We start from the raw sequence: 22,835 nt of genomic DNA, 5'->3' as shown, positions 1-22,835 counted from the left end.
ACCACAGCGCTCATCCCAAACGCTTACGGAACCTCAATGAAGCGAGCAACACGCCTCCCAGGGTGAACGCCCCCAGCCAAAAGGCATCTTTAGCCAACATCAGGATATCGGCCTCACGCAGGACTATGGCGCGCACCATACGCATAAAGTGGGTCGCCGGCAGCGCTTCGGCTATCCACTGCGCCGCAATTGGCATAGCTTCGTAAGGAAACATAAAGCCTGACAACAGAATAGAGGGCAACAGGATAAATACCGTCAGCTGCATCGCCTGCAATTGGGTCTTGGCAATGGTGCTGATCACCAGGCCCAGGCTGAGGCTGGCAAAGATAAACAGCAAAGAGGCCAGCAACAAGCTGTCCAGACCACCGCGCACCGGCACACCGAACAGGAAGTGGCCCACGCTGAGGATAATACTCACCTGAATAAGCCCCACCAGCACATAGGGGATGATTTTCCCCACCATCAGCTCCATGGGTTTGACCGGGGTGGTGATCAAAAACTCCATATTGCCTTGCTCTCTTTCCCTGACAATGGCGGCAGAGGTGAACATGATCATTGTCATGGTCAAAATCACCGCCAGCAAGCCGGGCACTATGTTAACCACAGTGCGCTGCTCCGGGTTGAAATACTGCACCACCTCAAAACTTGGCACCCGGTTTTGGCTGCTGAAACCGGCCACCTCATCCAGCGGCATGCTTCTCAGGCTACGAATCGCGGCGGCGATAACCGTATCCGAGCCATCCACCAGCCACTGGGCCACGGGCCGGGTAAGCTGGCTGTCGCTTTGACGACGGTCGAAGGCTGGATGATTCACCAGCCGGGCATTGAGATCTGCCGGCAAATAGAGCACGGCGCGCACTTCCCCCGAGGTGATGGCCGCCTCGGCCTGTTCGATAGAGGCGTATTTTGCCTTGAAGTCCACCACTTGGGTGGCCTTTACCGCCTGCACCAAGGCCCGGCTGTAGCTGCTGGCCGACATATCCACCAATCCGGCGGGCAGATGCCTGGCATCGGTATTGATGGCGTAGCCAAACAGCAGCAGCTGCACCAGAGGGATCATCACTATCATGCCGAAGGTCATCCTATCCCGCGACAACTGCCTGAGCTCCTTGAGCATGATCGCCAATATCCTAGCCCACATGTCGACCTCCGGTGCAGGATACAAACACATCTTCGAGACTGGGGCGCGCCATGGCGAGCTTGCGCCCATCGCAATAGGGGCTGAGAAAGGCGATGGGATCTGTGGCATCACGCCGCACCAACACCCTGAGCCGGGTGCCTACCTGAGCGGCAGAAACAACCTCAGGTAAGGCCACCAACTGCTGCTTGAGTGCCCTTAGCTGCTCACCGCTCACTTCCACCACGCTGGCGCCCATCTGCTGCATCAATTCGGCCGGAGAGCCATCGGCCCGCTTGGCGCCGCGCTCAAGGATAGCCAACGCATGGCAGCGCTCCGCCTCGTCCATGTAGTGGGTTGACACCAAAATAGTGGTCCCGGCGGCGCAGAGATCGAACAGCCGCTCCCAAAACTCGCGGCGATTTTCCGGATCGACCGCCGAGGTAGGTTCATCGAGAAACAACAGCTCGGGGGAGTGCAGTGTAGCGCAGGCCAGTGCCAGACGCTGCTTCTGACCACCACTCATGGAGCCGGCCAACTGAGACTCCCTGCCCTCCAGGCTATACAGATGCAGTAGCTCTTCAATGCGCGCCTTGCCGCGGCGGCCGAACAAGCCATAAATACTGGCGACAAATCTGAGGTTCTCCAGCACAGACAGATTATCGTAGAGAGAGAACTTCTGGGTCATATAACCTATACGTTGCTTGAGCGCCTCTTCGTTACCGGCAAGCGGTTCTCCCAATACGGTCACCTCACCGGCATCCGGCAACAACAGGCCGGTAAGCAGCCGAATCGCAGTGGACTTGCCGCAACCGTTGGGGCCGAGAAAGCCGTAAATACTGCCATGGGGAATGGCGAGATTGAGATTATCCACCGCGGTCAACTCACCAAAGCGCCGGGTCAGCCCGTGAGCTTCAATGGCTAGGGGAGCTTCAATGACCAGGGAAGAATCAATGGACAAGGTGGCTTGAGTGGCCGAAGAAGCACCGGCATCAGCTGACTGAGTCATGGCAGTCGTACCTCCAGCGCCAGCCCTGAGGGCAGAGACTCGGCGCCCTCGACATCGATATCCGTCAGATACATCAACCTGGCACGATCGCGCTCATTAAGGGCATAAAACGGGGTAAATGCCGGTTGGGAACGGATATTTCTGACAGTGCCTTTGAGCGGCTGTTCCACCCCATCGACCCAGACCTCCAGCTTGTCGCCGCGGGAAAGCTTACTGATGGCCGTTTGCGGCAGATAGACTCTGGCATAGGGTTTATCCAGCGCCAAAAGCGCGACAAGTTGAGTGCCCTGAGCCACTCGATCGCCCCTCTTCCAGGGCAATATGTCCACCTCTGATGCCAGCGGCGCCCTGAGACTGAGGTCGTCCAAGGCTTTCTCCTCGGCCTTGAGCGCCGCCGCTGCGGCTGCCACTCTGGCTTCGGCCTGGGCCAGTTGTTCGCTGCGGGTACCGTTTTCCAGTTGCAGCCATTGTTCATTGGCCTGCTCGACCAAGGCCTTGGTGTGATCCCGCTCGGCGATGGCCGCATCCAGCTCCGCCTGCCCCACCACTTTGGCGACAAACAGTTCGCGGGTGCGCTGATATCTGAGTCTGGCTTCGGTCGCGGCTGCCGTTGCCGCCTCTATGGCGGCTCTGGCCGCTCGCCGCTCTTCTACCCTGGCACCTTGTTGCAGCTCATCGAGCCTGGCGCCGGCCTCGGCCAGTTCGGCGCGGCGCTGTGCCACTCTGGCTGCCGCGCTGCGGCTGTCCAATTGCAGCAACAATTGCCCCGCCTCGACCTTGTCACCCTCGGCCACATGGATATCGGCTATCTGCTCGGCAACGGGGGCTGAAAGCTGGATACGATCCCGCTCCAGTGTGCCCATGGCGCGGCTTTCGCCGCTGTCGCCGCAAGCTTGCAACAGCAATAGTGTCGCTGTCAGTATCAGGGATATCTTGTTCATTGGGGTTCCTCACAGCCTGGGTTGGCGGCAATATCCTGGCGCAATAAGCCTTGATGCAGGACTTTGGCATTGTGCTCTGCCAGCTGTTTGAGCCAGGTTTCATTCAATTCGACACCGAAATCCCGCATCAGATGGGCCGGGGCGATCAGCGGAAACACCATCAGGCTGACAAAACTCAGCCGTGCCAAGGTAGGGGCCAGGTTGGGATTAAGGCCGTGATCTTGCCCAAGCTGGCGGATCCACAGCTTCGAGCGGCTGAGCATGTCACTGAATACGCTGGCAAGGGCATCGAAGGCTTCACTGCCTTCTCTGTGATTCAATACCTGGATGATAAGCCCGGGCAAGGCCGGGTTGGCAGCCATGGCGCGGTAATAGACCTGCATCAGCTCAAATGGTCCGCCAAAACCTGACTCGGGCCTTTTCTTGCTCGAATCAAGACTCATCTTGCTCGGCTCAAGGCGGCTATTGTTGGGCTCAGGGCTGTTTGCAGAGCCCTCAGAGGTAGATTGGTGACTTTGCGCGGCGTTGTAGTGTTTGAAAGCTTCCAGCACAGGAGCGATTGTGTCTCTGACCATGGCCTCAAACAGGCCTGCCTTGGAGCCGAAGTAATAACGGATCATCGCCGCATCCACTCCCGCCTTGCGCGCCAGCTCTCGGGTGGAAACCCGCTCATAGCCCTTCAGGGTAAAGCAGCTACGCGCGGCTTCTATCAAAGCATCCCTGGCCCCTGAATGGCCTTTAGGACGACCGGCTGTGGCTTTCATCCCCTGCTCCTCAAAAATTCCTCTTGTGATGAATATACTCAGTTTAGTGCTTATATGGCAGTGAGTTAATTCTCCATTCATGCCTATGTTGAGGAATTTAGTCGGCCCAGTTCAGAGGATATTTGAGCAAGCTTGCTCCGCCGTATTAGGAAAGTGCTTCTTGCAAAGCACTAGGGCCATTTGCTGCGAACCAGGCCTTGCTCCCAGGCCTGTAAGCCGACGCAAAGCACACATGGCACTTGTTCGCACCTTCCTTAGGCTCCCGCCCTTTGCCTCACCGCCGACTGAATTAACTCAGTCACTCTTTTGCAAATCGCTCTCAACTCAGTCGCCTCAAGCCTGTCTTTGGCTGAGCAATTTGTTGTGATTGATGCAGGCGTCCAATCAAGGCGGTTACATCTTTACACAAATTAATTGAGAATCATTTGCATTTGTATTTGAGTGCATGCTAATTTGTCGCCGCTGTCGTTGAGAAAAGGATGACAGCCAAAAAGGAATGGCCCAGGGAAAGGCCGAAGCAGTTCCTGTCCCTGGGTGACTTGTCATTGATGGCTGACCTCATGTCAGTCGCAAAGGAGGCAAAAGTGACCCACCCCAGCATGGAGCCTGAACAGGCGAGCAATGACCCGAGCTATGATGCCGCCGGCCATCTGCCGTTCGCTCCCCACACTGAGCTCTTTGGTATCGCACCCGAACACCACTACTCCCACTTGATGCAACTGGGCATGGATACCCTGAAACACCGCCTTGAACGGCTGGATGGTCCCAGCAGTGGCATTCGCCCCGAAGAACTGCAAAGCGCATTTTCCGATATCAATCTCGACCACCCCCTTGGGGACATGAAGCAAGTTCTGGCCGAACTGGACAAGCTCTATCTCAGCCACGCCATCTATTTCCAACACCCGGATTATCTGGCCCACCTCAACTGCCCTGTAATGCTCACATCCTTGTTGGCCGAGCAGTTGAGTTCAGCCATCAATACCGCGGTGGAAACCTGGGATCAGAGCGCCGGCGGGACTCTGATTGAACAGAAGGTTATCGACTGGGCCTGCGAGCGCGTGGGATATCAGGGATATGCCGACGGTGTATTCACTACCGGCGGCACCCAGTCCAACCTGATGGCGCTGCTGCTTGCCAGAGAGTTGGCTGGCAGCCTTGAGCCGGGTCACAGAGGCAATGTTCTGGCGGGCCTGGCTGCCAATGCTCACCGATACCGCATTCTCTGCTCTGAATTCAGCCATTTCAGCATCCAAAAAGCGGCCGCACTTTTAGGGTTGGGACATGAAGCGGTAATGACTGTCGGTTGTGATGCCAATCGGCGCATGGATCCCAAGGCACTGGCGGGCAAACTCAGGCAGCTCAAAGCGGCAGGACTGATCCCCATTGCCGTGGTCGCTACCGCTGGGACCACTGACTTTGGCGCCATAGATCCCATAGCGCCCATAGCTGCCCTTTGCCGCGAATTCGGCTGTTATCTGCATGTAGACGCGGCCTACGGCGGCGCCTTGTTGCTGTCACGCACCCAGCGCCAACGCCTTGAAGGCATAGAGTTGGCCGACTCTGTCAGCCTGGATTTCCATAAGTCATTCTTCCAGCCCGTGTGCTGCTCGGCGCTGTTGGTCAAGGACAAAGGCATGCTCGGTTACCTCACCTACCATGCCGATTACCTCAACCCTGAGGCCCAGACCCAGGCCGGAGTGCCGGATCTGGTCAACAAGAGCCTGCAGACCACCCGCAGGTTTGATGCCCTCAAGCTGTGGCTAAGCCTGAGAGCCGCCGGGCCGGATGCCATAGGCGAGATGTTCGACACCCTGATTGCCACCACAGCCGAGCTTTATAAAAGCTTTAGCCATTTCCCCGAGCTGCAGACGGCGCAGCGCCCGTCGCTGACTACCCTGGTGTTTCGCTTCAACGACCCGGCACTCGGCAGCGCCGAACTGGATGAATGCAATCGCCATATCCGCGCCCGTCTGGCCCGCGAAGGCCGCGCCATGATTGCAGCGACCAAGGTGGCCGGCAGCCAATATCTCAAGTTTACCCTGCTCAACCCTCACACCCGTCTCGAGGATATCGAAGCCGTATTGACCGACATCTGCAAAATCGGTCGCGAGCAGGCCCGTCACTACAAGACCAGCGCGCTTTACAGCGCCTGAGGAGGAACTGATGCAAACCAAAGTCTACGATATCCTGGGCATAGGCATCGGCCCCTTTAACCTGAGCCTGGCGGCCCTGGTCGAGCCGCTTGACGGTCTTGAGTGTCTGTTTGTCGATGCCGGCGTCGGTTTCGATTGGCATCCCGGCATGTTGCTGGAATCGTCCAGATTGCAGACCCCTGTCATGTCGGATCTGGTGACCATGGCCGATCCCACCAGTCGCTACAGCTATTTGAACTTCGCCAAACAAACCGGCCGACTCTACAGCTTCTATATCCGCGAAAGCTTCTTCCTGCCGCGGCAGGAATATAATCGCTACTGCCAATGGGTCTGCGCCGAGCTGAGTAACCTTAAATTCAATTTCAAGGTCACCCGGGTCAGTTTCGATGCCGAAACCGACACCTATCTGGTCAAAGGGCAGGACAGAGTCAGTGGCCAAGAACTGAGCCTGCGCGCCCGTCACCTGGTGCTGGGAACCGGCACCCAACCCTGGATGCCCCACTTCTGCCCCGGCGCCGACAAGCGGGTACTGCACTCGGCCAACTATCTGCACCGTAAACAGGCGCTGCAGAGCCAAAATGACATCACCATAGTCGGCAGTGGCCAGAGCGCGGCAGAGATCTTCGAAGATCTGCTGCTGGATATCGACAAATTCGGTTATCGCCTGCGCTGGCTCACCCGCTCGCCAAGATTCTTCCCGCTTGAGTACACCAAGCTGACTCTGGAGATGACCTCGCCGGAATATATCGACTATTTCCACGCCCTGCCCGAGGCGCAGCGCCGCGAACTTATCGGCTCACAAAAGAGCCTCTATAAGGGGATCAACGCCGATCTGATCAACAGCATCTATGATCTGCTTTACCAAAAACGCCTGCACTGTGACTTTGATGTACAGCTGCTGACCAACACGGCACTGCAAAGCGTTCACAGCGACGGACAGCAACTGCTGCTGGGTTGCAGACATACAGAGCTTGAACAGGAGTTTGAGCTGACCAGCTCGGCACTGGTACTGGCCACCGGCTACTGCTACCGATTGCCGGACTTTCTCGAGCCGCTCCACTCGCAGCTGCTGTTCGATCAAAAGGGCGAGCCAGATGTCCAGCGTCATTATCACATAGACAAGGCCGGACGAATTTTTGTTCAGAACCTGGGGCTACACACCCACGGGCTGTGTTCGCCGGATCTGGGAATGGGCTGCTATCGCAACGCCACCATATTGCGGCAGATCCTGGGCAAAGCACCTTACGAGATAGAGCAGCAAATTGCCTTCCAAAGCTTTGGTATTCCCAAGCAAGACGCCAGTGCGCCCAAACGCCGGCACAGCAGCAATCAAGCTCTGCAGCGGGAGGCCAGCTGATGGCCTCTCAAACAGCAGTTAATCCACCTGCCGACACGGCCGGCTTCAGCGCCAGATACGGCTTTGCGCCGGGCAAGCGCCTCAAGGTCAACGACTTTGATTTTTGTGCCTATCGGGAAAGCGAGCACTTTGACACCCTGAGCGACTGGCTCGGCCGCGACTATGCCGCCTTCTGGGGTATGCAATCCTTAACGCCCAGCGAGCGCCGCGTTGAGCTCGCCCCCACTGCAGATAAGTTTGGCCTGATGGCCTATCGCGGCGCTGAGCCTGTGCTCTATACCGAGCTGTACGATCCCCGCGTTGATGAAGTGGGCCAACACTTTGACTGCCAACACGGCGATTGCGGCATGCATTTGCTGCTGGCTCCTCCCACTAAGCCTAAGCGCGGTTTCAGCCGCCAGGCCATCACGGCTGTGGTGTCTCTGATACTGCAGCATCTGGGCTTTGCCCGCCTGGTGGTAGAGCCGGATATCAACAACCAAAAGATTCACCCGCTGAACCGTGCGGTAGGCATCTGCTACAGCCACGCCATTCAACTGGAAAACAAACAAGCCATGCTGGGTTTTTGCACCCTGCCTGGGTTCAGTGCCGCACTGGCAACAGGAGCCACACAATGACAGCATCCATTATCGAACAAACCCGCCTCAGCCATCTGACGCCTGCCATTTGGAACCAGGCAAGCCGCCATCTGCTGGCGAAAATTCTCAGTGAATTCAGTCATGAAAAACTGATAGCGCCAGAGCTGTTATTGCCAGCAGAAGCAGAGCAAGAGGCCTGTTGGCAGCTCAAGCTGGATAGCCGGGATGGTCAGCTCTGCTACCGCTTCAGCGGTCGCCGTTATCAGCTGGATCAGCTGCAGATAGCGCCGGATTCCATCGAGTGTTTCAAAGATGGCGAGCAGCAACAGCCGGACGCCATGCTGCTTATCATTGCCCTCAAGGAGAGACTCGGCATAAGCGATGCATTGCTGCCCACCTATCTTGAAGAGATCACCAGCACCCTCTACAGCAAGGCCTTCAAACTTCTGTGGCAGGCAAAGCCGGTGCAGGAGCTGGTGGATTGCGACTATCAGCAGATAGAAGCGGCCATGACCGAAGGCCATCCTGTGTTTGTCGCCAACAACGGCCGCATAGGTTTTGATGTCGATGACTGGCGGGCCTTTACGCCGGAGAGCGGCCAACCGCTGCAACTCGAGTGGCTGGCGGTCAGCAGTGAACATACCAGCCTGGCGCTGATAGCAGGGCTCGACTATCAACAACTGCTGCAAGATGAGTTGGGCGATGCCTTGCTGCTCAGATTTGAGCAGAAGATCCGGCAACAGGGCAAAAACCCGGACGATTATTTTCTGATGCCCGTTCATCCATGGCAGTGGCGCGAAAAGATCAGCCGCATATTTGCCGCCGATCTGGCCCGCGATCGCCTCATTCACCTGGGACAAGGCCGTGATGAATATCAGGTGCAGCAATCCATCCGCACCTTCTTCAACCTGAGCCAACCCAAGCGCTGTTACGTGAAGACGGCGCTGTCGATTCTCAATATGGGCTTTATGCGGGGTTTATCGCCCTACTACATGAGCCGCACCCCGGAGATCAACGCCTTTGTCGCCGAGCTTATCGACAGTGATCCCTTCTTTGCCAAGCAAAGATTTGTGCTGCTCAGGGAAATCGCCGCCATAGGCTATCACCACAGGTATTATGAGCAGGCGCTGGAGAAAGACACTCCCTACAAGAAGATGCTCTCGGCACTGTGGCGTGAAAGCCCTTATGCTCTCAGCTTCCAGGGCGAGCCTTTAGTAAAACCCGGACAGCAACTGATGACCCTGGCGGCCCTGCTGCACCAGGACAATCAGCAGCAGAGCCTGCTGGCGGCGCTTATCGAGGCTTCCCCCCTGAGCGCCCACGACTGGATGAGCCGGCTGCTGGATCTCTACCTTACCCCCTTGCTGCACGCCTTCTTTGCCTACGATCTGGTGTTTATGCCCCATGGCGAGAACCTTATTCTGGTGCTGGATGACAAGGTGCCTGTCACCATATTGATGAAGGACATAGGCGAAGAAGTCGCAATTCTCAACGGCAGTGCGCCGCTGCCGGGACGGGTGGCGCAACTGGCGGTCTCACTCGAAGAGGAGATGAAGCTCAACTACATACTGCTGGATATTTTCGACTGTATCTTCCGCTTTATGGCGCCGCTGCTCGATAGCCACACCAGCCTGAGTGAACAGGGTTTCTGGAGCCTGGTGGCCGGAAAGGTACGTGATTATCAGGCCTCCCACCCCCAGTTTGCCGATAAGTATCACCGCTACGATCTGTTCCAGCCGACCTTTGTCCGCACCTGCCTGAACCGGATCCAGCTCAATAACAACCAGCAGATGATAGATCTCGAAGACAGGGAGAAGAACCTGCGCTTTGCCGGAGATATCGACAATCCACTGCACCCCTTTGCCGTCAGCCACAGTTTTGGCATGACATCAACCCAGGCCGAGCGTCTTGCTGACCCGGTCTTGTAAACCTTCCAGGAAGTAACAGGAAAATGGATATTAATATGCAAACCCTTAATGGCTTCAAGCCGACCCCCATCGCCCTTCTCTGCTCTGTGCTATTGAGCGCCCCGGCGTTCGCCGCCGACAAGAGCGAGACACAGGAGAAAGAGATGGAGGTACTGACAATCGTCGGTGCCAAAGACAAAACCGCAAGCTACAAGGCGAGCGACATGAGCACGGCCACCGGCATGAAGCTGTCGTTTCTCGAGACGCCGCAGTCTGTCACAGCCGTTACCGCCAAGGCCATTGAAGATCAGCAGCTCAACTCTGTCATAGATGTTATGACCAGTGTCGCCGGGATCAACGCCCGCCCCTCGGACAACGACAGATACTCCATCAGCGCCCGCGGGATCTCGGTCAGCAGCATTCTCTATGATGGCGTGGCAACCACCTATGACACCCGCTTCAACTATGGCGACAACCTGATGGACAGCGCCCTTTACGAGCGCATTGAAGTAGTGCGCGGCGCCACCGGCTTGATGCTGGGTGCCGGTAGCCCTTCCGCCGCCATCAATTTGGTGCGTAAACGGCCCACTGCCGAGTTTCAGGGCAGCGTTAGCCTGAGCAGCGGCTCCTGGGACATGCTGCGCGGCGTGGTCGATCTCTCCGGCGGCCTCAATCAGGATGCCAGCATCCGTGGCCGGGTAGTGCTGGCCTATCAGGACAGGGAAAACTGGCAACACAGATATGAGCAGCAGCGACAAACCCTGTATGGCATCCTGGAAGCGGATCTGGGGACCAATACCCTGCTAACCCTGGGCAGTGACTTCCAACATACCAGGCCGGAAGGCACCATGTCCGGCGGCTTGCCGCTGTTTGACAGTGACGGTAACCGCACCAATTACGACCGCCATGTGTCCACCGCCCCCAGTTGGGCCTCTGCCAAGACAGATGCGCTCAACAGTTTTGTGACTTTGGAGCATCATTTCAGTTCAGACTGGACCCTTAAAGGCAGCTATATCTATGGCGACAACAGCCTGGAATTTGATGTGCTCTGGCCCATGAAAAATCCGGATCCCGTCACCAATGAGGGCATGGTTCCCGGCTCTTTGGCCTTTATCGACGGCAGTCGCACTCAGCACACCTTTGATCTCAAGCTGTCCGGCAACTTCAACGCCTTTGGCCGCAACCATCAACTGGTGGCCGGTGCCAATCAACAAAAACAGGATTTTGCCAATCCCTACTATGGCGCACTCGGCGCCAGGCCACCTTTGGGAGACTTCCGCCAACCCGGCTTTGATTACCCAAAACCGCAATGGAGCGATAAGGTGCTTTACGGCTCCTGGGGTGAAACCAAACAACAGTCTGTCTATGTCGCTTCCCAGCTTGAGCTGACCGATGCCCTGTCCATGGTACTCGGTGGCCGCCTGGATAACTGGGAGACAGATCAGGATAACTTTGGTGCCAAACATGACTATGAGGTCGATGGTGAGTTCACCGGTTACCTGGGACTGACCTATGCCCTGAGCGACGAATATGCCCTGTATGCCAACTACACGGACATTTTTACTCCGCAAAATAAGGTTCAGGCCGATGGCCGTTACCTGGACCCCATCAAGGGCAGCAACTATGAGGCCGGGATCAAGGCCAGCCTGTTCGATGAGGCGCTGGACTTGTCACTGGCCGCCTTTGAGATACGTCAGGACAATGTTGGTGAGCGAACCGGCGAAAGCCTACCCAACAGCACTATCCCCATCTACCGCAGTGTCGACGGCACCAAGACCCGAGGTTTCGAGTTTGAGGTCAACGGCTCCATCAATGACAACTGGGATCTTTACCTGGGCTACACCCAGTTTGATACCGAAAATCCCCAAGGGCAAAAAATCAACACCACCAACCCGGAGCGGCAGCTCAAACTCTTTACCACTTATGAATTTGATGGCTGGCTTCACGGATTGCAGCTGGGCGCCGGGGTCAACTGGCAGAGCCGCATCTATAGCCAAGTCTCAAAACCGGACGGAAAAAAGGTTGAAGTGGAGCAAGGCAGCTATGCCCTGGTGAAGTTGATGGCGAGATACAAGTTCAATGAACAGTTGAGCCTGAGAGCCAATCTGGATAACGCCCTCGACAAGAGCTATTACAGTCAGCTCGGCTTCTATGACCAATTCCAGTACGGCGCGCCGCGTAATTTCAGCGTCACCCTGGACTACCGTTTCTGAGCCGCGTTATGCCGTGAAATTATCCATCATAAGGAGCGCCCCGCACTGCGGGGCGAATAACAAATATGTTGTGTGAAGCAAGGCGCCTGTTGGCGCTTATCGTGTTTCTGAGCCTGGGGCTGACGGGCTGTTATGACCCTCAGCAAACCAAAGCCCAAACACCGCCGCAAAACGGTTATCCGGTTTGCATTACCACGGCCCACGGGACCAGCTGCATCGAGTCGCCGCCCAAGCGCGTGGTGACCCTGGGAGCCGGGGCCGAAGATTGGACCCTATCCTTAGGGGTTGTCCCCATCGCCATTGAACCCCATTACTGGGGCGGCGATGCGGAGGGTTATCTGCCCTGGTTTCGCCAGGCATTGGAAGCGCAGGAACTGCCGCTGCCCGCCATCATCAGCAGTTACCCCGAGCTGGATGTGGAGCGATTATTGGCGTTGAAACCGGATCTTATTCTGGCGCCCCAGTCCGGTATCACCCGCGAAAGCTTTTTGCAGCTGAGCGCTCTGGCCCCCGTCATCGCCTATCCGGACAAACCCTGGCTGACTCCGGTTAAGCAGCAGGTGGAACTGATAGCCAAGGCGCTCGGCAAAGAACTGCAGGCCGAAGCGCTTTTGAAACAGCAACGGGCCTATATCGCCCGAGTCGCCGCCGAAAACCCTGAGTTCAATGGCGTGCGTCTGGCCTATATCAATGCCGCCAGTCGAGTTGGCAATCTCTCGGTTTATGTCACAGGCGATCCCAGAGTGGATCTGCTGTTGGCGCTGGGGTTTGTATTGCCGCCACAACTTTCCGGGCTCAATGCCAGCCGAGGCCACTTCGCCGCCCACATAGGACTGGAGCGCGCTGATATGCTGGACGATGCCGAGCTGCTGCTCAGTTGGTACAGCTCGGACAAGGCCAGAGCCGAGGTGGAAGCCATGGCGGTTATCCGTCGTCTGCCCGCCATGCGCCGTGGTCGGTATCTGGCAATAACCGACCCGGCGCTGGTGATGGCCAGCTCCTACGGCTCGCTGCTGAGCGTTAAATGGGCTATCCCCAAGCTGGTGCCGCAACTGCAACAAACCCTGGCAAAGCAACAAGAAAACCCTCGCCAATACCGGCATCAAGACACACAGGCAGGTGCAGATACAGGCGCCCATTCAGGTGCAGATACAGGCGCACCATCGAATAAAAACGGGAGGCCGGGATGACACACCCAAAAATCTTTCTGCAACATGGAGATACCCAGTCCCAGAACCGTCTTGGACGTAACGCTTTAACCCTGCTTGGGCTGCTGACGATGCTGGCGCTGCTGGTATTGGCCAACCTGCTCTTTGGCGCCCGCACGCTACCGCTGGCTATGCTGGGCAAGCTCTGGCAACCGGCCGCAGACGATCATCTGTCGCTGGTGTTACAGGCAAGGCTGCCAAGACTGCTGTGCGGCATGTTGGCCGGCATGGCATTGGCAATGGCCGGTTGCGTGATCCAGGCGCTGTGCCGCAACCCCTTGGCAGATCCCGGTCTGCTCGGCGTCAATGCCGGCGCCAGCGCCTCTCTGGTCACTCTGGGGCTATGGAGCGCAACAGCGGGTTTGAGTCTCTTCTGGCAGGCCTTGCCCGGGGCGCTTCTGGCCAGCGCCTTGGTGTATATGATGTCCAGGGCACAGCAATCCCAAGGGCAATCCGCTGCGGTCAGGCTGATCCTGGCCGGCGCCGCCATCAGCGCCGTGCTCGGGGCCTATGTCCAGGCCAGAGTACTGCTGAACCCGCAGCTATTCGATGGTTTCAGGTATTGGATGGCGGGCTCCCTGTCCGGGCTGGGCTGGCCGGAGTTTCATGCGCTCTGGCCCTATCTGCTGCCCGCCGCGGCACTCTTGTGGCTGCTGGCGCCGGCGCTGAATCTGATGCTGCTGGATAGTCATACCGCCAAGGCGCTCGGTGCCTCACAGGGCTGGCAGGGGCAGCTCGCCTGGCTGGGTGCCACCTTGCTGTGCGCCGCAGCCACCGCCATTGTCGGCCCGCTGGCCTTTGTCGGCCTGGCCAGTGCCCATCTGGCCAGGCGTTATCTGACGCTCAATTTCCGCCTGCTATTACCGGGAGCCGCTTTGATAGGCGGCGCCATGGTGTTACTGGCAGATCTGTTGGCGCGGGTATTGATGCCGCCGGCCGAACTGCTTACCGGCATCATGGTCGCCCTGCTGGGAGCGCCGTTTCTGTACCTGATGGCCCGAGGTCAAAACCTGAAGGAGGCGTCATGAAACCAACCCGTTTTCCCATCTGGCAATGGGGCCCGATAACCTTAATAGCCCCCTCCACCGGCGCCATAAGGACCGCCTTGCTGGCCGCACTTTTGCTTGTCGGTGCACTGCTACTTAGCCTGATGCTGGGACATCAGGGCCTGGCTCCCATGAGCCTTGCCAAGGCCCTGTTTGCCGAAGCCTCCGACTATGAAAACTGGCTTTTGTGGCAATCACGCCTACCAAGGGCCCTGTGCGCCCTCGGCGCAGGCATGGCGCTGGGGCTCTCCGGCGCCGTGTTTCAAAGCCTGAGCCGTAACCCGCTGGGAAGCCCGGATATTCTCGGGGTCAATGCCGGAGCCAGTGCCGGCGCCGTCCTCTGGTTATTATGGCTGCCGGAACTGCCATTGCTGCCCGGCGCCCTCTTGGGCACTGGGGTTGTGCTCCTGCTGTTTTTCGCAGGGCTCGGACGCCAATGGCAATTTTCCCGCAATCTGGTATTGATGGGCATCGCCATCAACGCCTTTGCCATCGCCCTGGTGCAGTTTGTGCTGACACTGGTGCAAAGAGAGCAGGCGCAGCAGATGCTGGGGTATCTGTCCGGCAGTCTGGCACACCGCACCTGGGGTGATGTGCTGCTGATAACCTCAGTGCTACTGCTGGCGCTGCCCGCTCTGTTGCTACTCTCCCGCCGTCTGTCACTGCTGGCTTTGGGCCAGGAACTGGCTCAGGCGCTTGGTAACCCGGTGCGCCAAAGTCAAACACTGGCGCTGCTGTTTGCCACCTTGCTGGCCCTGGGAGCCGTACTCTGCGCCGGCCCGGTGGCCTTTGTCGCCTTGGTGGCGCCGCATCTGGCCCGCTTTGGCAATCGTCAATTGGCACTGCTGCGCTCGGCGCTAATAGGCGCGCTGTTGCTGCTCGGGGCCGACACCCTCACCTTATTGCTGCCGGGCAACCAAAGGCTGCCGGTGGGCGTATTGACCGCCCTCATCGGTGGCGCCTATATGGCGCTGCTGTTGAGCCGCGAAATCCGCGGACAACCGCAACAGGCCAAGGGACTGAAAGGAGAAAGATCATGACCCAATACCCTGACTATGACATTGCCCTTAGTGGGCATGAGCTTTATCTCGAGTACGGCCAGCGGCCCATCATAAGCGCCATGAACCTGGCCATCCCCAAGGGTAAGCTGACGGTGATCCTTGGCCCCAATGGTTGTGGCAAGTCGACCCTGCTCAAGTGTTTGAGCCAGGTACTGCCGCCTACACGCGGCCAGGTCATCTTGGGTCAAACCCCCTTGGCGCAGTTGAGCAACAAAGCCAGAGCCAGGGAGCTGGCACTACTGGTGCAAAAGCCTGAATTACCGGAAGGAATAGATGTGCAGGAGCTGGTCAGTCGCGGCCGCTACCCTCATCAGAGCCTGTGGCACCAATGGTCAGAGCAAGATGAACTGGCGGTTGCCCAAGCCCTGGCCGCCACAGGGTTAACCACACTGGCACAAAGGCCGGTGGCCGAGCTCTCAGGCGGCCAGCAACAGCGAGTCTGGCTGGCAATGGTATTGGCGCAGCAAACCGACTTGTTGCTGCTCGATGAACCCACCTCGTTTCTCGATATCCGCGCCCAGCTGGCAGTACTCGACTTTTGCCGAGCGTTGGTGGATCAGGGCCGCACCTTGGTATTGGTGCTGCACGACATCAACCAGGCTCTGCGCTACGGCGATCACTTGCTGTTGATGCGTGATGGCAAGTTGATTGCAGGCGGCGCGCCTGAGTCACTGTTGACCGAGGCCCTGCTGGAACAGGTGTTCGATATCAATGCCAGCATAATCACAGATCCCGAGGCCAACTGCCCGATGATTATCCCCAGACCCAGAGTAAATCCCAGAGCCGCCGGGCGCCATGGCGGGGAGGATTCGAGCAACACTGCCACCGGAGGACTGCCGTCATGGGAATGAGTATTGCCAGCGAGCTCAACCAACTATTGGCACAAAAAGCCGCCTTCTATGGCGAACACTTCAAGGCCATAGAGAGTCTGGATCAGTTACCCCAAGAAGCCATCAGCTTGAACTCAGTCTTGAGCCAGGCACATTACCCGGCGCTGCTGCAGCAATTTGCCCTGAGTTATCAAGCCAAGGTGTCCACGACTTGTGCCACAAAGCCCGAGATAGACGCCCGGGCACTGCACTCCATGTGGAGCCAGTGGTTTTTCGGTCTGCAACTGCCACCCCTGCTGCTGTGGTTGTTTGCCAGTCAGCCCGGCAGCGCACTTAACCGCGCCATTGCGGCTGCAGCTTGCAGTAGCAACTGGTACCTTGAACCTTTTGATAACGGCCGGGCGGAAACCTTCTATCTGCTGCTTGATGCAGATGTCAACCATCCGGCTCCCGCCGGGCAACTTGCCAGTTGGGAAAGCTTACTCGAGCAGTTGCTCATTCCCATTGTCGAGCGCCTGGCAGAGCTGGGCCCAGTGCCATCAAAGCTGCACTTCAGCCATCAAGCCTATATTGTGCATTGGTATCTGGGTGAGTTGTCACTGCCCGTCAGTTGGCAACAGCAATTGATAAGAGAGATGTTCGAGCAAGCTGAGCTGCAGTCACGTACCTATGTTGCACCGATTGCCCATCCGTTTTGGCGTAAGTTAAGGCTCAAGCAGCAACAAAGCCCGCGTATCGCCTGTTGCCTGCGGCACAAGCTTCCCTGCACCCAAATGTGCGCCGATTGCCCGCTGGATAAAGATGGCCGCAAAGGCAAAGGGCAAAAGGCCTGCGGTTAGGTTACGGCTAAATACCTTTTTGTGGTTATCACCTGAGTATTTCAATAGGGGCAACTAAATATTGGCCCCCAATCACGAAAGGCCACACAAAGCCAATCATGGGCGACCACCTTTAATGGTCGCTTAACCTCTACGTTAAAAAGGGGAGGACTACCCAACAACGCCAATCAGAACAGCTAAATACCTTCCGTCTGGAGATATTTTCACGTTATAAAACTATGGATGCCGAGAAAAATCTTGCAATGATGACCCGGCCAAAACATCTGAACTCAAAAGCAAAGCCAAGACTAATCCAATGAACTTACCAAGCATACGCACCTCTCCTTCTACTGTAACGCTCTAAATAAGTGTTCCTAATTGTGCTACACCCTGCTGAAAGCCTTATTTGGCCTGAGTTTATACGCATACACTCGGCTTTGTTGCTTAATTCGATGGAACTAAATCAAGAAGCTACGATCTGATCGGCTACACCCATTAATCGTCGTAGCCTCATGCCTAAACCTCGTTACAAAACAACTAACTGGACGCAGTACAAAAAAGCCTTAATAAACCGTGGTTCTCTGACCTTTTGGGTTGATGAGGAAGCGATAGCCGAGTGGAAGCAAAACAAACAAGGCAAGCGCGGCAGACCTCGCCAATTTAGCGACTTAGCCATTACTACTGCACTGATGGTGAAACGCATATTCTCTATGCCGTTGAGAGCACTGCAAGGATTTCTAGACTCGGTATTTAAGCTGGCTAACATCCCGCTAGTTTGTCCGCACTACACCTGCATAAGCCGTCGCGCTAAGGAAGTTGAGGTTTCATTTAAAACTAAAACCAGAGGTGCGATACAACACCTAGCCATTGATGCCACAGGTCTCAAGGTTTATGGCGAAGGTGAATGGAAGGTCAAGAAGCATGGTACTGATGGGAAGCGTGGGGTTTGGCGTAAGCTGCATATCGCAGTAGACACTAGCACCCACGAAATAGTCGCAGCAGAGCTGAGCTTATCTAACGTAACCGATGCCGAAGTACTTCCCAACTTGCTTAAGCAGACACGTCGTAAAATCATTGAGATATCAGGCGATGGTGCTTATGACACAAGGAATTGCCATGATGCCATACGGGTCAAGCGAGCTGTTGTGCTCATCCCGCCAAGAGAGGGAGCAGCCTTCTGGGAACAAGGGCATCCTCGTAACTTAGCGGTAGGTTGCCAAAAGCTCTACGGCTCCAACAAGAAGTGGAAAAAGCGGTATGGCTATCATAAGCGCTCGCTATCAGAGACAGCAATGTACCGAGTAAAACAGCTGCTAGGTGGGAAATTAAGCTTAAGAAGTTACAATGCTCAGGTTGGCGAGACTTACGCCATGATCAAAGCGCTGAACAAGCTTACAGGGCTTGGTATGCCTGAAACTCAGTATGTTGTATAGGAATTGCTCAATTTCAGGCGGTTTGGTTTCCTGTCCGAATTACGCAACAAAGCCGGTGATGTTAGAAACCTGATCTCGGTTAGGTTTGTATAGGTTGATTAGTTTGGCGATTGTTCAGAACGCTTGAATCGAGCCGAGTTCCTTCTATTCTCGAAACTCAGAGATCTACAGCTATTTAGCCAAACATAATTCACTTAGCTTCTACTAAGTTCCCTTATTATATAAAAAAGGGAACCACATCAAATAAATGTAATCCCCCAAATTCATACGTTCGCCACCATGCATATTCCGACCAGGTCAACAATTGGCCTTGCTATTGAAATAAAGGTTTAAACATTGGTGTCAGAAATTTATTTCCGTATTCACTCAAGTGGTTAGTATCATAATAAAGCGAACGCCCATCCTTACTTCCCATACAACGCCCATTAACGCAAAGATAAGGCAATGGATTAAGTACTTTAGCACCACAAGCCGCCGCTGCTTTATCCTGTGCTTGCCAAATAGGGGCATGACGCTGCATATAATCTTGCTCAGCAATAGAAACGTCTTCAAATTCATTGGAAAACATCAAGTTACGATAAGTGGTGGTTGGTACATCGACATCCATTTCAGGTAGCGGACGAACCAGGTATACCGGACGGTATTGACTTAATTGACACACAGTTTCGATCTGTTTCATCACAAAGTCTCGATACACCTCGTCACTAGTTTGTTCAGGATTATCACCAAAGTAGATCAATGGTCTATTATGGAATTTGTGCCGTTCGTTATAACCAAAAATACTACCGGTTAAGCGAGAAATTAAAATTACAGGTATATCACTGGTGGTAGATAAGGTATCAATCACATGTTGATTAAACAGGTCACATTGTGATTTAGGTATATGACTCTTGGCTCCGATTAGGGTTGAGCAGCCATTATAGGTCATCTCCACAACACTTCCTTTATCTTCAGCAGCTAATGCTACACTCGATATCACCGCATTGGCATGGCTATCGCCAACAACCACAGCTTGTACTTTTCCTGTGCCATGTATACAGCTAGATTCGGGAATATCTCGCCCAGGTCCAAGAAGACACTCATTTAGTCTAGGGTTACGGTCAAACGACCCTTGACTTGCTTTTTCAACTTTTTCAGGTAACCGTCCCTCAACCTCTAAATGTCGTGCGGCTACTGCTAATAACTCTACCGATAATAGAATGCAAAATAATACCCATGCTGCCTTTTTAAAGCTAAATTGACCTAGGTAATAGCTAGAGCGAGTTTCAATAAATCGATACGATAGCTCTCCTAATGCAAATGTAAGCAAGATACCAGCAACAATCCAAGTGGGATTATTTTGCTCACCCGCATAAGCAAGAAACACGACAATAGGCCAGTGCCATAAATAAAGTGAATAAGAAATCAATCCCACACGTGCGATAACTGGATTAGCAGTCAAAGGAGACTCTTGACGGTTGGCAGCTAACACCAACACGGCCCCAAGCACCGGCACTAAAGCATATCCTCCAGGCCATGGCGTTGCATCATTAAAACCGAAGATAGCCATTAGAATTAACGTAAACCCGAGCAACTCTATGACTTTACTGGCCATCTGTCCCAGTTGCTTATGTCTCATCACCCACCAAATAAGTCCACCTGTTACCATCTCCCATGCCCTAAAAGGTAAAAGATAGAATGCCGCACTAGGGTTAGTCTCCACGGCATACACAGACAACATAAAGGAAACCAGCGCAATAGCTAACAAAGAGAGTAATACAGCTTGTTTACCGCGCCAGCGCCAAGCCAACATCAACACCAGTGGCAACAATAAATAAAACTGCCACTCAACTGACAGCGACCAAGAGTGAAGTAACCATTTTTCGTAAGATGCCGCATCGAAATAACCGGCCTCACTGTAAAGCTTATGATTAGAAATAAATAAGGCCGCACCAACAATATGAGTGCCTAATTTTTGATAATCGATCGTTGACAACCAAAACCAACCGAAAACCAATAATGTTAAACATAATACGGCTAATACGGGAAAAATTCGTTTCGCTCTTGCGAGCATAAAACGGCTATAGGAGAAACGGTTACTTTCTAAGCCTGTCACTATTATTTTTGTCATTAACAGACCCGAAATAACAAAAAAAATATCGACTCCTACAAACCCTCCAGCAAATCCTAGCACCTTAAAATGAAATAAAATAACTGCAACAACAGCCCAAGCTCTTAGTCCGTTAATGTCATAACGAAACTTTTTAGGCAATACAACCGACATATATAAGCATTTCCTACAACACGCCCTTTGAGGCAAGAAAGCCGACGATTGTATACCTAAACCTTAGCTAACTTCAGCGACTCACATTGAACTATTGGAAATCAATGAACAAAAACGACTCAAGTGAATCGGTTATAAAGTTCAAATGATATTGTTGTGGTGTTGCTACTCAAGAAGGCAATGGTCGCAGACCTTTGATCCGCACCCAGATGCTTGATGCCTCAGGAGAATAAGTCGGCGTGCTTCTGTTTAAAGCCATTAACAGCAAGGCCGGTTCAATGAACCGGCCTTGTTTATTGTGATTTTTTCACTTGGTGTTAAACCAAGCTCGCCATAAAAGACTTAGGCTTCAATGCCTTTGCTGGCCAGGAACTCATCATAAGTGCCCTTGAAGTCGGTCACGCGCTCAGAGCTTATCTCTATGATACGGTTGGCCAGAGATGACACGAAGGCGCGGTCATGGCTGACAAACAGCAAGGTGCCTTCATAGAGTTCGAGGGCGTTGTTCAGCGACTCAATCGATTCCATATCCAGGTGGTTGGTTGGTTCGTCCATCACCAGAATATTGGGCTTTTGCAGCATCAGCTTGCCAAACAGCATACGCCCCTGCTCACCACCGGACAGTACCTTGACAGATTTCTTGATGTCGTCGGCGCTGAACAGCATACGGCCCAGCACTGAACGCACCGCCTGATCGTCATCGCCTTCCAGACGCCACTGACCCATCCAGTCGAACAGGTTCATATCATTTTCAAAGTCGCTGGCATGATCCTGGGCGTAGTAGCCGATACGATGGTTTTCAGACCATTGAATGGTACCGCTCTTTTGTGGCAACTCGTGGATCAGAGTACGCAGCAAGGTGGTCTTACCCACACCGTTTTCACCCAGAATCGCGATACGCTCGCCCACTTCAGCGATAAAGTTCACATCCTTGAACAGCAACTCATCGTAACCATTGCTCATATTCTCAACAATCAAAGCGTTACGGAACAGTTTCTTCTCCTGCTCGAAACGAATGTAGGGGTTAACCCGGCTGGAAGCCTTGATCTCATCCAGCTTGATCTTGTCGATTTGACGGGCACGGGATGTGGCCTGCTTGGCCTTGGAAGCGTTGGCAGAGAAGCGCGCCACGAAGGTTTGCAGCTCGGCAATCTGTGCCTTCTTCTTGGCGTTTTCAGCCACCAGGCGCTCGCGAGCCTGAGAGGCAGCTGTCATATATTCATCATAGTTGCCCGGATAGACCCGCAGCTCACCATAGTCCAGATCCGCCATATGGGTACAGACAGAGTTGAGGAAGTATCTGTCGTGGGAAATGATGATCATGGTGCTGTTACGCTGGTTAAGCATCTCCTGCAGCCAGCGAATGGTATCGATATCCAAGTTGTTGGTCGGTTCGTCGAGCAGCAACACATCGGGATCAGAGAACAAGGCCTGTGCCAGCAGCACCCTGAGTTTCCAACCCGGTGCCACTTCACTCATGGGGCCAAAATGTTGCTCCAGCGGAATACCCACCCCGAGCAGCAGCTCACCGGCGCGGCTTTCTGCGGTATAACCGTCCATTTCAGCAAACTGCATCTCAAGATCGGCCACTTTAATGCCATCTTCTTCGCTCATTTCCGGTAAGGAGTAGATGCGATCGCGCTCCTGCTTCACCGCCCACAGCTCTTTGTGGCCCATGATCACTGTGTCGATAACGCTGTGCTCTTCATAGGCGAACTGATCCTGGTTCAGCTTACCCAGACGCTCATTGGGATCCAGCGACACATTACCCGAGGTTGGCTCCAACTCACCGGAAAGGATCTTCATAAAGGTAGACTTACCGCAGCCATTGGCGCCGATAAGGCCGTATCTGTTGCCTTCGCCGAATTTAACCGAGATGTTTTCAAACAGCGGCTTGGCGCCAAACTGCATGGTGATGTTAGCTGTCGTTATCACTGTATGATTCCAAAATATCCAGATGCGGGACCGGGCTATGTAAAGCCGCGTCCAAGAGCCCAAGGCCTGTGATTGGCCGGGTAAATAAAGCCGGGCACTATAACATTCCTGCGCGAATTATCAACCAAACTCGCATGCAACCAGCGAGATAAAGCAGTGCAACCAGCTGTTTATAAAAGACTTTAAAAATCTTCTGCAAGCA

The 22,835-nt window shown here is 54.6% G+C and carries 17 protein-coding genes; 11 read left to right on the top strand and 6 right to left on the bottom strand.

Going from position 1 to position 22,835, the window contains the following annotated elements:
- Nucleotides 1–10: 10 nt before the first annotated feature.
- From ACMHXE_RS06625 to ACMHXE_RS06610, 4 genes are read right to left on the bottom strand one after another with little or no spacing between them, the layout of a single operon-like run.
- On the bottom strand, nucleotides 11–1,141 hold the full coding sequence (locus ACMHXE_RS06625; RefSeq protein ID WP_044734253.1) for an ABC transporter permease: 1,131 nt from the start codon (nucleotides 1,139–1,141) through the stop codon (nucleotides 11–13).
- Nucleotides 1,131–2,126, bottom strand: a complete 996-nt coding sequence (locus ACMHXE_RS06620) for an ATP-binding cassette domain-containing protein (protein WP_413731748.1) — start codon at nucleotides 2,124–2,126, stop codon at nucleotides 1,131–1,133. Before ACMHXE_RS06620 ends, ACMHXE_RS06625 begins: the two co-directional genes overlap by 11 nt.
- Nucleotides 2,123–3,067 carry an HlyD family secretion protein gene (locus ACMHXE_RS06615; RefSeq protein ID WP_412500461.1) on the bottom strand — a complete coding sequence of 315 codons (945 nt, stop codon included), beginning with the start codon at nucleotides 3,065–3,067 and terminating at the stop codon, nucleotides 2,123–2,125. Before ACMHXE_RS06615 ends, ACMHXE_RS06620 begins: the two co-directional genes overlap by 4 nt.
- Nucleotides 3,064–3,831 carry a TetR/AcrR family transcriptional regulator gene (locus ACMHXE_RS06610; RefSeq protein ID WP_413731746.1) on the bottom strand — a complete coding sequence of 256 codons (768 nt, stop codon included), beginning with the start codon at nucleotides 3,829–3,831 and terminating at the stop codon, nucleotides 3,064–3,066. The genes ACMHXE_RS06615 and ACMHXE_RS06610 overlap by 4 nt, the downstream gene beginning before the upstream one ends.
- A gap of 584 nt (nucleotides 3,832–4,415) precedes the next feature.
- On the opposite strand from ACMHXE_RS06610, the gene ACMHXE_RS06605 reads away from it, so the two are divergent.
- The 11 genes from ACMHXE_RS06605 (at nucleotide 4,416) to ACMHXE_RS06555 (ending at nucleotide 18,435) form a co-directional block, all read left to right on the top strand.
- Nucleotides 4,416–5,984, top strand: a complete 1,569-nt coding sequence (locus ACMHXE_RS06605) for an aspartate aminotransferase family protein (RefSeq protein WP_335917108.1) — start codon at nucleotides 4,416–4,418, stop codon at nucleotides 5,982–5,984.
- Nucleotides 5,985–5,994: 10 nt separating this feature from the next.
- A complete protein-coding gene (locus ACMHXE_RS06600; RefSeq protein WP_101053060.1) occupies nucleotides 5,995–7,341 on the top strand; it encodes a lysine N(6)-hydroxylase/L-ornithine N(5)-oxygenase family protein in 1,347 nt (448 codons plus the stop codon).
- A complete protein-coding gene (locus tag ACMHXE_RS06595; RefSeq protein ID WP_413731743.1) occupies nucleotides 7,341–7,958 on the top strand; it encodes a GNAT family N-acetyltransferase in 618 nt (205 codons plus the stop codon). Before ACMHXE_RS06600 ends, ACMHXE_RS06595 begins: the two co-directional genes overlap by 1 nt.
- Nucleotides 7,955–9,847 (top strand): IucA/IucC family siderophore biosynthesis protein, encoded by a 1,893-nt coding sequence (locus tag ACMHXE_RS06590; RefSeq protein WP_335923000.1) that lies wholly within the window; start codon nucleotides 7,955–7,957, stop codon nucleotides 9,845–9,847. Before ACMHXE_RS06595 ends, ACMHXE_RS06590 begins: the two co-directional genes overlap by 4 nt.
- Before the next feature lie 35 nt (nucleotides 9,848–9,882).
- The gene (locus tag ACMHXE_RS06585; protein ID WP_413731741.1) at nucleotides 9,883–12,039 is read left to right on the top strand and encodes a TonB-dependent siderophore receptor; all 2,157 of its coding nucleotides are present in this window, start codon (nucleotides 9,883–9,885) and stop codon (nucleotides 12,037–12,039) included.
- Between the two features lie 65 nt (nucleotides 12,040–12,104).
- A complete protein-coding gene (locus ACMHXE_RS06580) occupies nucleotides 12,105–13,229 on the top strand; it encodes an iron-siderophore ABC transporter substrate-binding protein (RefSeq protein ID WP_413731740.1) in 1,125 nt (374 codons plus the stop codon).
- Nucleotides 13,226–14,275, top strand: a complete 1,050-nt coding sequence (locus tag ACMHXE_RS06575) for a FecCD family ABC transporter permease (RefSeq protein WP_413731738.1) — start codon at nucleotides 13,226–13,228, stop codon at nucleotides 14,273–14,275. Before ACMHXE_RS06580 ends, ACMHXE_RS06575 begins: the two co-directional genes overlap by 4 nt.
- Nucleotides 14,272–15,333, top strand: coding sequence for a FecCD family ABC transporter permease (locus tag ACMHXE_RS06570; RefSeq protein WP_413731736.1), 1,062 nt, complete (start codon nucleotides 14,272–14,274; stop codon nucleotides 15,331–15,333). Before ACMHXE_RS06575 ends, ACMHXE_RS06570 begins: the two co-directional genes overlap by 4 nt.
- Nucleotides 15,330–16,205 carry an ABC transporter ATP-binding protein gene (locus ACMHXE_RS06565; RefSeq protein ID WP_101053046.1) on the top strand — a complete coding sequence of 292 codons (876 nt, stop codon included), beginning with the start codon at nucleotides 15,330–15,332 and terminating at the stop codon, nucleotides 16,203–16,205. The genes ACMHXE_RS06570 and ACMHXE_RS06565 overlap by 4 nt, the downstream gene beginning before the upstream one ends.
- Complete coding sequence (gene fhuF, locus ACMHXE_RS06560; RefSeq protein WP_413731734.1) at nucleotides 16,196–17,023, top strand: siderophore-iron reductase FhuF; 828 nt, start codon at nucleotides 16,196–16,198, stop codon at nucleotides 17,021–17,023. The genes ACMHXE_RS06565 and fhuF overlap by 10 nt, the downstream gene beginning before the upstream one ends.
- A 491-nt stretch (nucleotides 17,024–17,514) precedes the next feature.
- Nucleotides 17,515–18,435 carry an IS5 family transposase gene (locus ACMHXE_RS06555; RefSeq protein WP_224867607.1) on the top strand — a complete coding sequence of 307 codons (921 nt, stop codon included), beginning with the start codon at nucleotides 17,515–17,517 and terminating at the stop codon, nucleotides 18,433–18,435.
- 313 nt (nucleotides 18,436–18,748) lie between these two features.
- Here ACMHXE_RS06555 and ACMHXE_RS06550 read toward each other — a convergent pair whose 3' ends face one another.
- Both ACMHXE_RS06550 and ACMHXE_RS06545 read right to left on the bottom strand, forming a co-directional pair.
- Complete coding sequence (locus ACMHXE_RS06550) at nucleotides 18,749–20,698, bottom strand: acyltransferase family protein (protein ID WP_413731732.1); 1,950 nt, start codon at nucleotides 20,696–20,698, stop codon at nucleotides 18,749–18,751.
- A 342-nt stretch (nucleotides 20,699–21,040) separates the two neighbouring features.
- Nucleotides 21,041–22,633, bottom strand: coding sequence for an ABC-F family ATPase (locus ACMHXE_RS06545; protein ID WP_101053042.1), 1,593 nt, complete (start codon nucleotides 22,631–22,633; stop codon nucleotides 21,041–21,043).
- Between the last annotated feature and the right edge of the window lie 202 nt (nucleotides 22,634–22,835).

It is taken from the genome of Shewanella sp. BJSY2023SW007 (assembly GCF_047314525.1).
GTDB classification, from domain to species: Bacteria; Pseudomonadota; Gammaproteobacteria; order Enterobacterales; family Shewanellaceae; genus Shewanella; species Shewanella chilikensis.
This window is presented reverse-complemented; position numbering and strand designations above follow the sequence as displayed.

Bases quoted from the DNA above. Each gene is read 5' to 3' on its own strand.
- ACMHXE_RS06625 (WP_044734253.1), bottom strand. From the start codon at position 1,141: ATGTGGGCTAGGATATTGGCGATCATGCTCAAGGAGCTCAGGCAGTTG.
- fhuF (WP_413731734.1), top strand. From the start codon at position 16,196: ATGGGAATGAGTATTGCCAGCGAGCTCAACCAACTATTGGCACAAAAA.
- ACMHXE_RS06570 (WP_413731736.1), top strand. From the start codon at position 14,272: ATGAAACCAACCCGTTTTCCCATCTGGCAATGGGGCCCGATAACCTTA.
- ACMHXE_RS06595 (WP_413731743.1), top strand. From the start codon at position 7,341: ATGGCCTCTCAAACAGCAGTTAATCCACCTGCCGACACGGCCGGCTTC.
- ACMHXE_RS06575 (WP_413731738.1), top strand. From the start codon at position 13,226: ATGACACACCCAAAAATCTTTCTGCAACATGGAGATACCCAGTCCCAG.
- ACMHXE_RS06600 (WP_101053060.1), top strand. From the start codon at position 5,995: ATGCAAACCAAAGTCTACGATATCCTGGGCATAGGCATCGGCCCCTTT.
- ACMHXE_RS06580 (WP_413731740.1), top strand. From the start codon at position 12,105: ATGTTGTGTGAAGCAAGGCGCCTGTTGGCGCTTATCGTGTTTCTGAGC.
- ACMHXE_RS06615 (WP_412500461.1), bottom strand. From the start codon at position 3,067: ATGAACAAGATATCCCTGATACTGACAGCGACACTATTGCTGTTGCAA.
- ACMHXE_RS06550 (WP_413731732.1), bottom strand. From the start codon at position 20,698: ATGTCGGTTGTATTGCCTAAAAAGTTTCGTTATGACATTAACGGACTA.
- ACMHXE_RS06590 (WP_335923000.1), top strand. From the start codon at position 7,955: ATGACAGCATCCATTATCGAACAAACCCGCCTCAGCCATCTGACGCCT.
- ACMHXE_RS06620 (WP_413731748.1), bottom strand. From the start codon at position 2,126: ATGACTCAGTCAGCTGATGCCGGTGCTTCTTCGGCCACTCAAGCCACC.
- ACMHXE_RS06610 (WP_413731746.1), bottom strand. From the start codon at position 3,831: ATGAAAGCCACAGCCGGTCGTCCTAAAGGCCATTCAGGGGCCAGGGAT.
- ACMHXE_RS06565 (WP_101053046.1), top strand. From the start codon at position 15,330: ATGACCCAATACCCTGACTATGACATTGCCCTTAGTGGGCATGAGCTT.
- ACMHXE_RS06585 (WP_413731741.1), top strand. From the start codon at position 9,883: ATGCAAACCCTTAATGGCTTCAAGCCGACCCCCATCGCCCTTCTCTGC.
- ACMHXE_RS06555 (WP_224867607.1), top strand. From the start codon at position 17,515: ATGCCTAAACCTCGTTACAAAACAACTAACTGGACGCAGTACAAAAAA.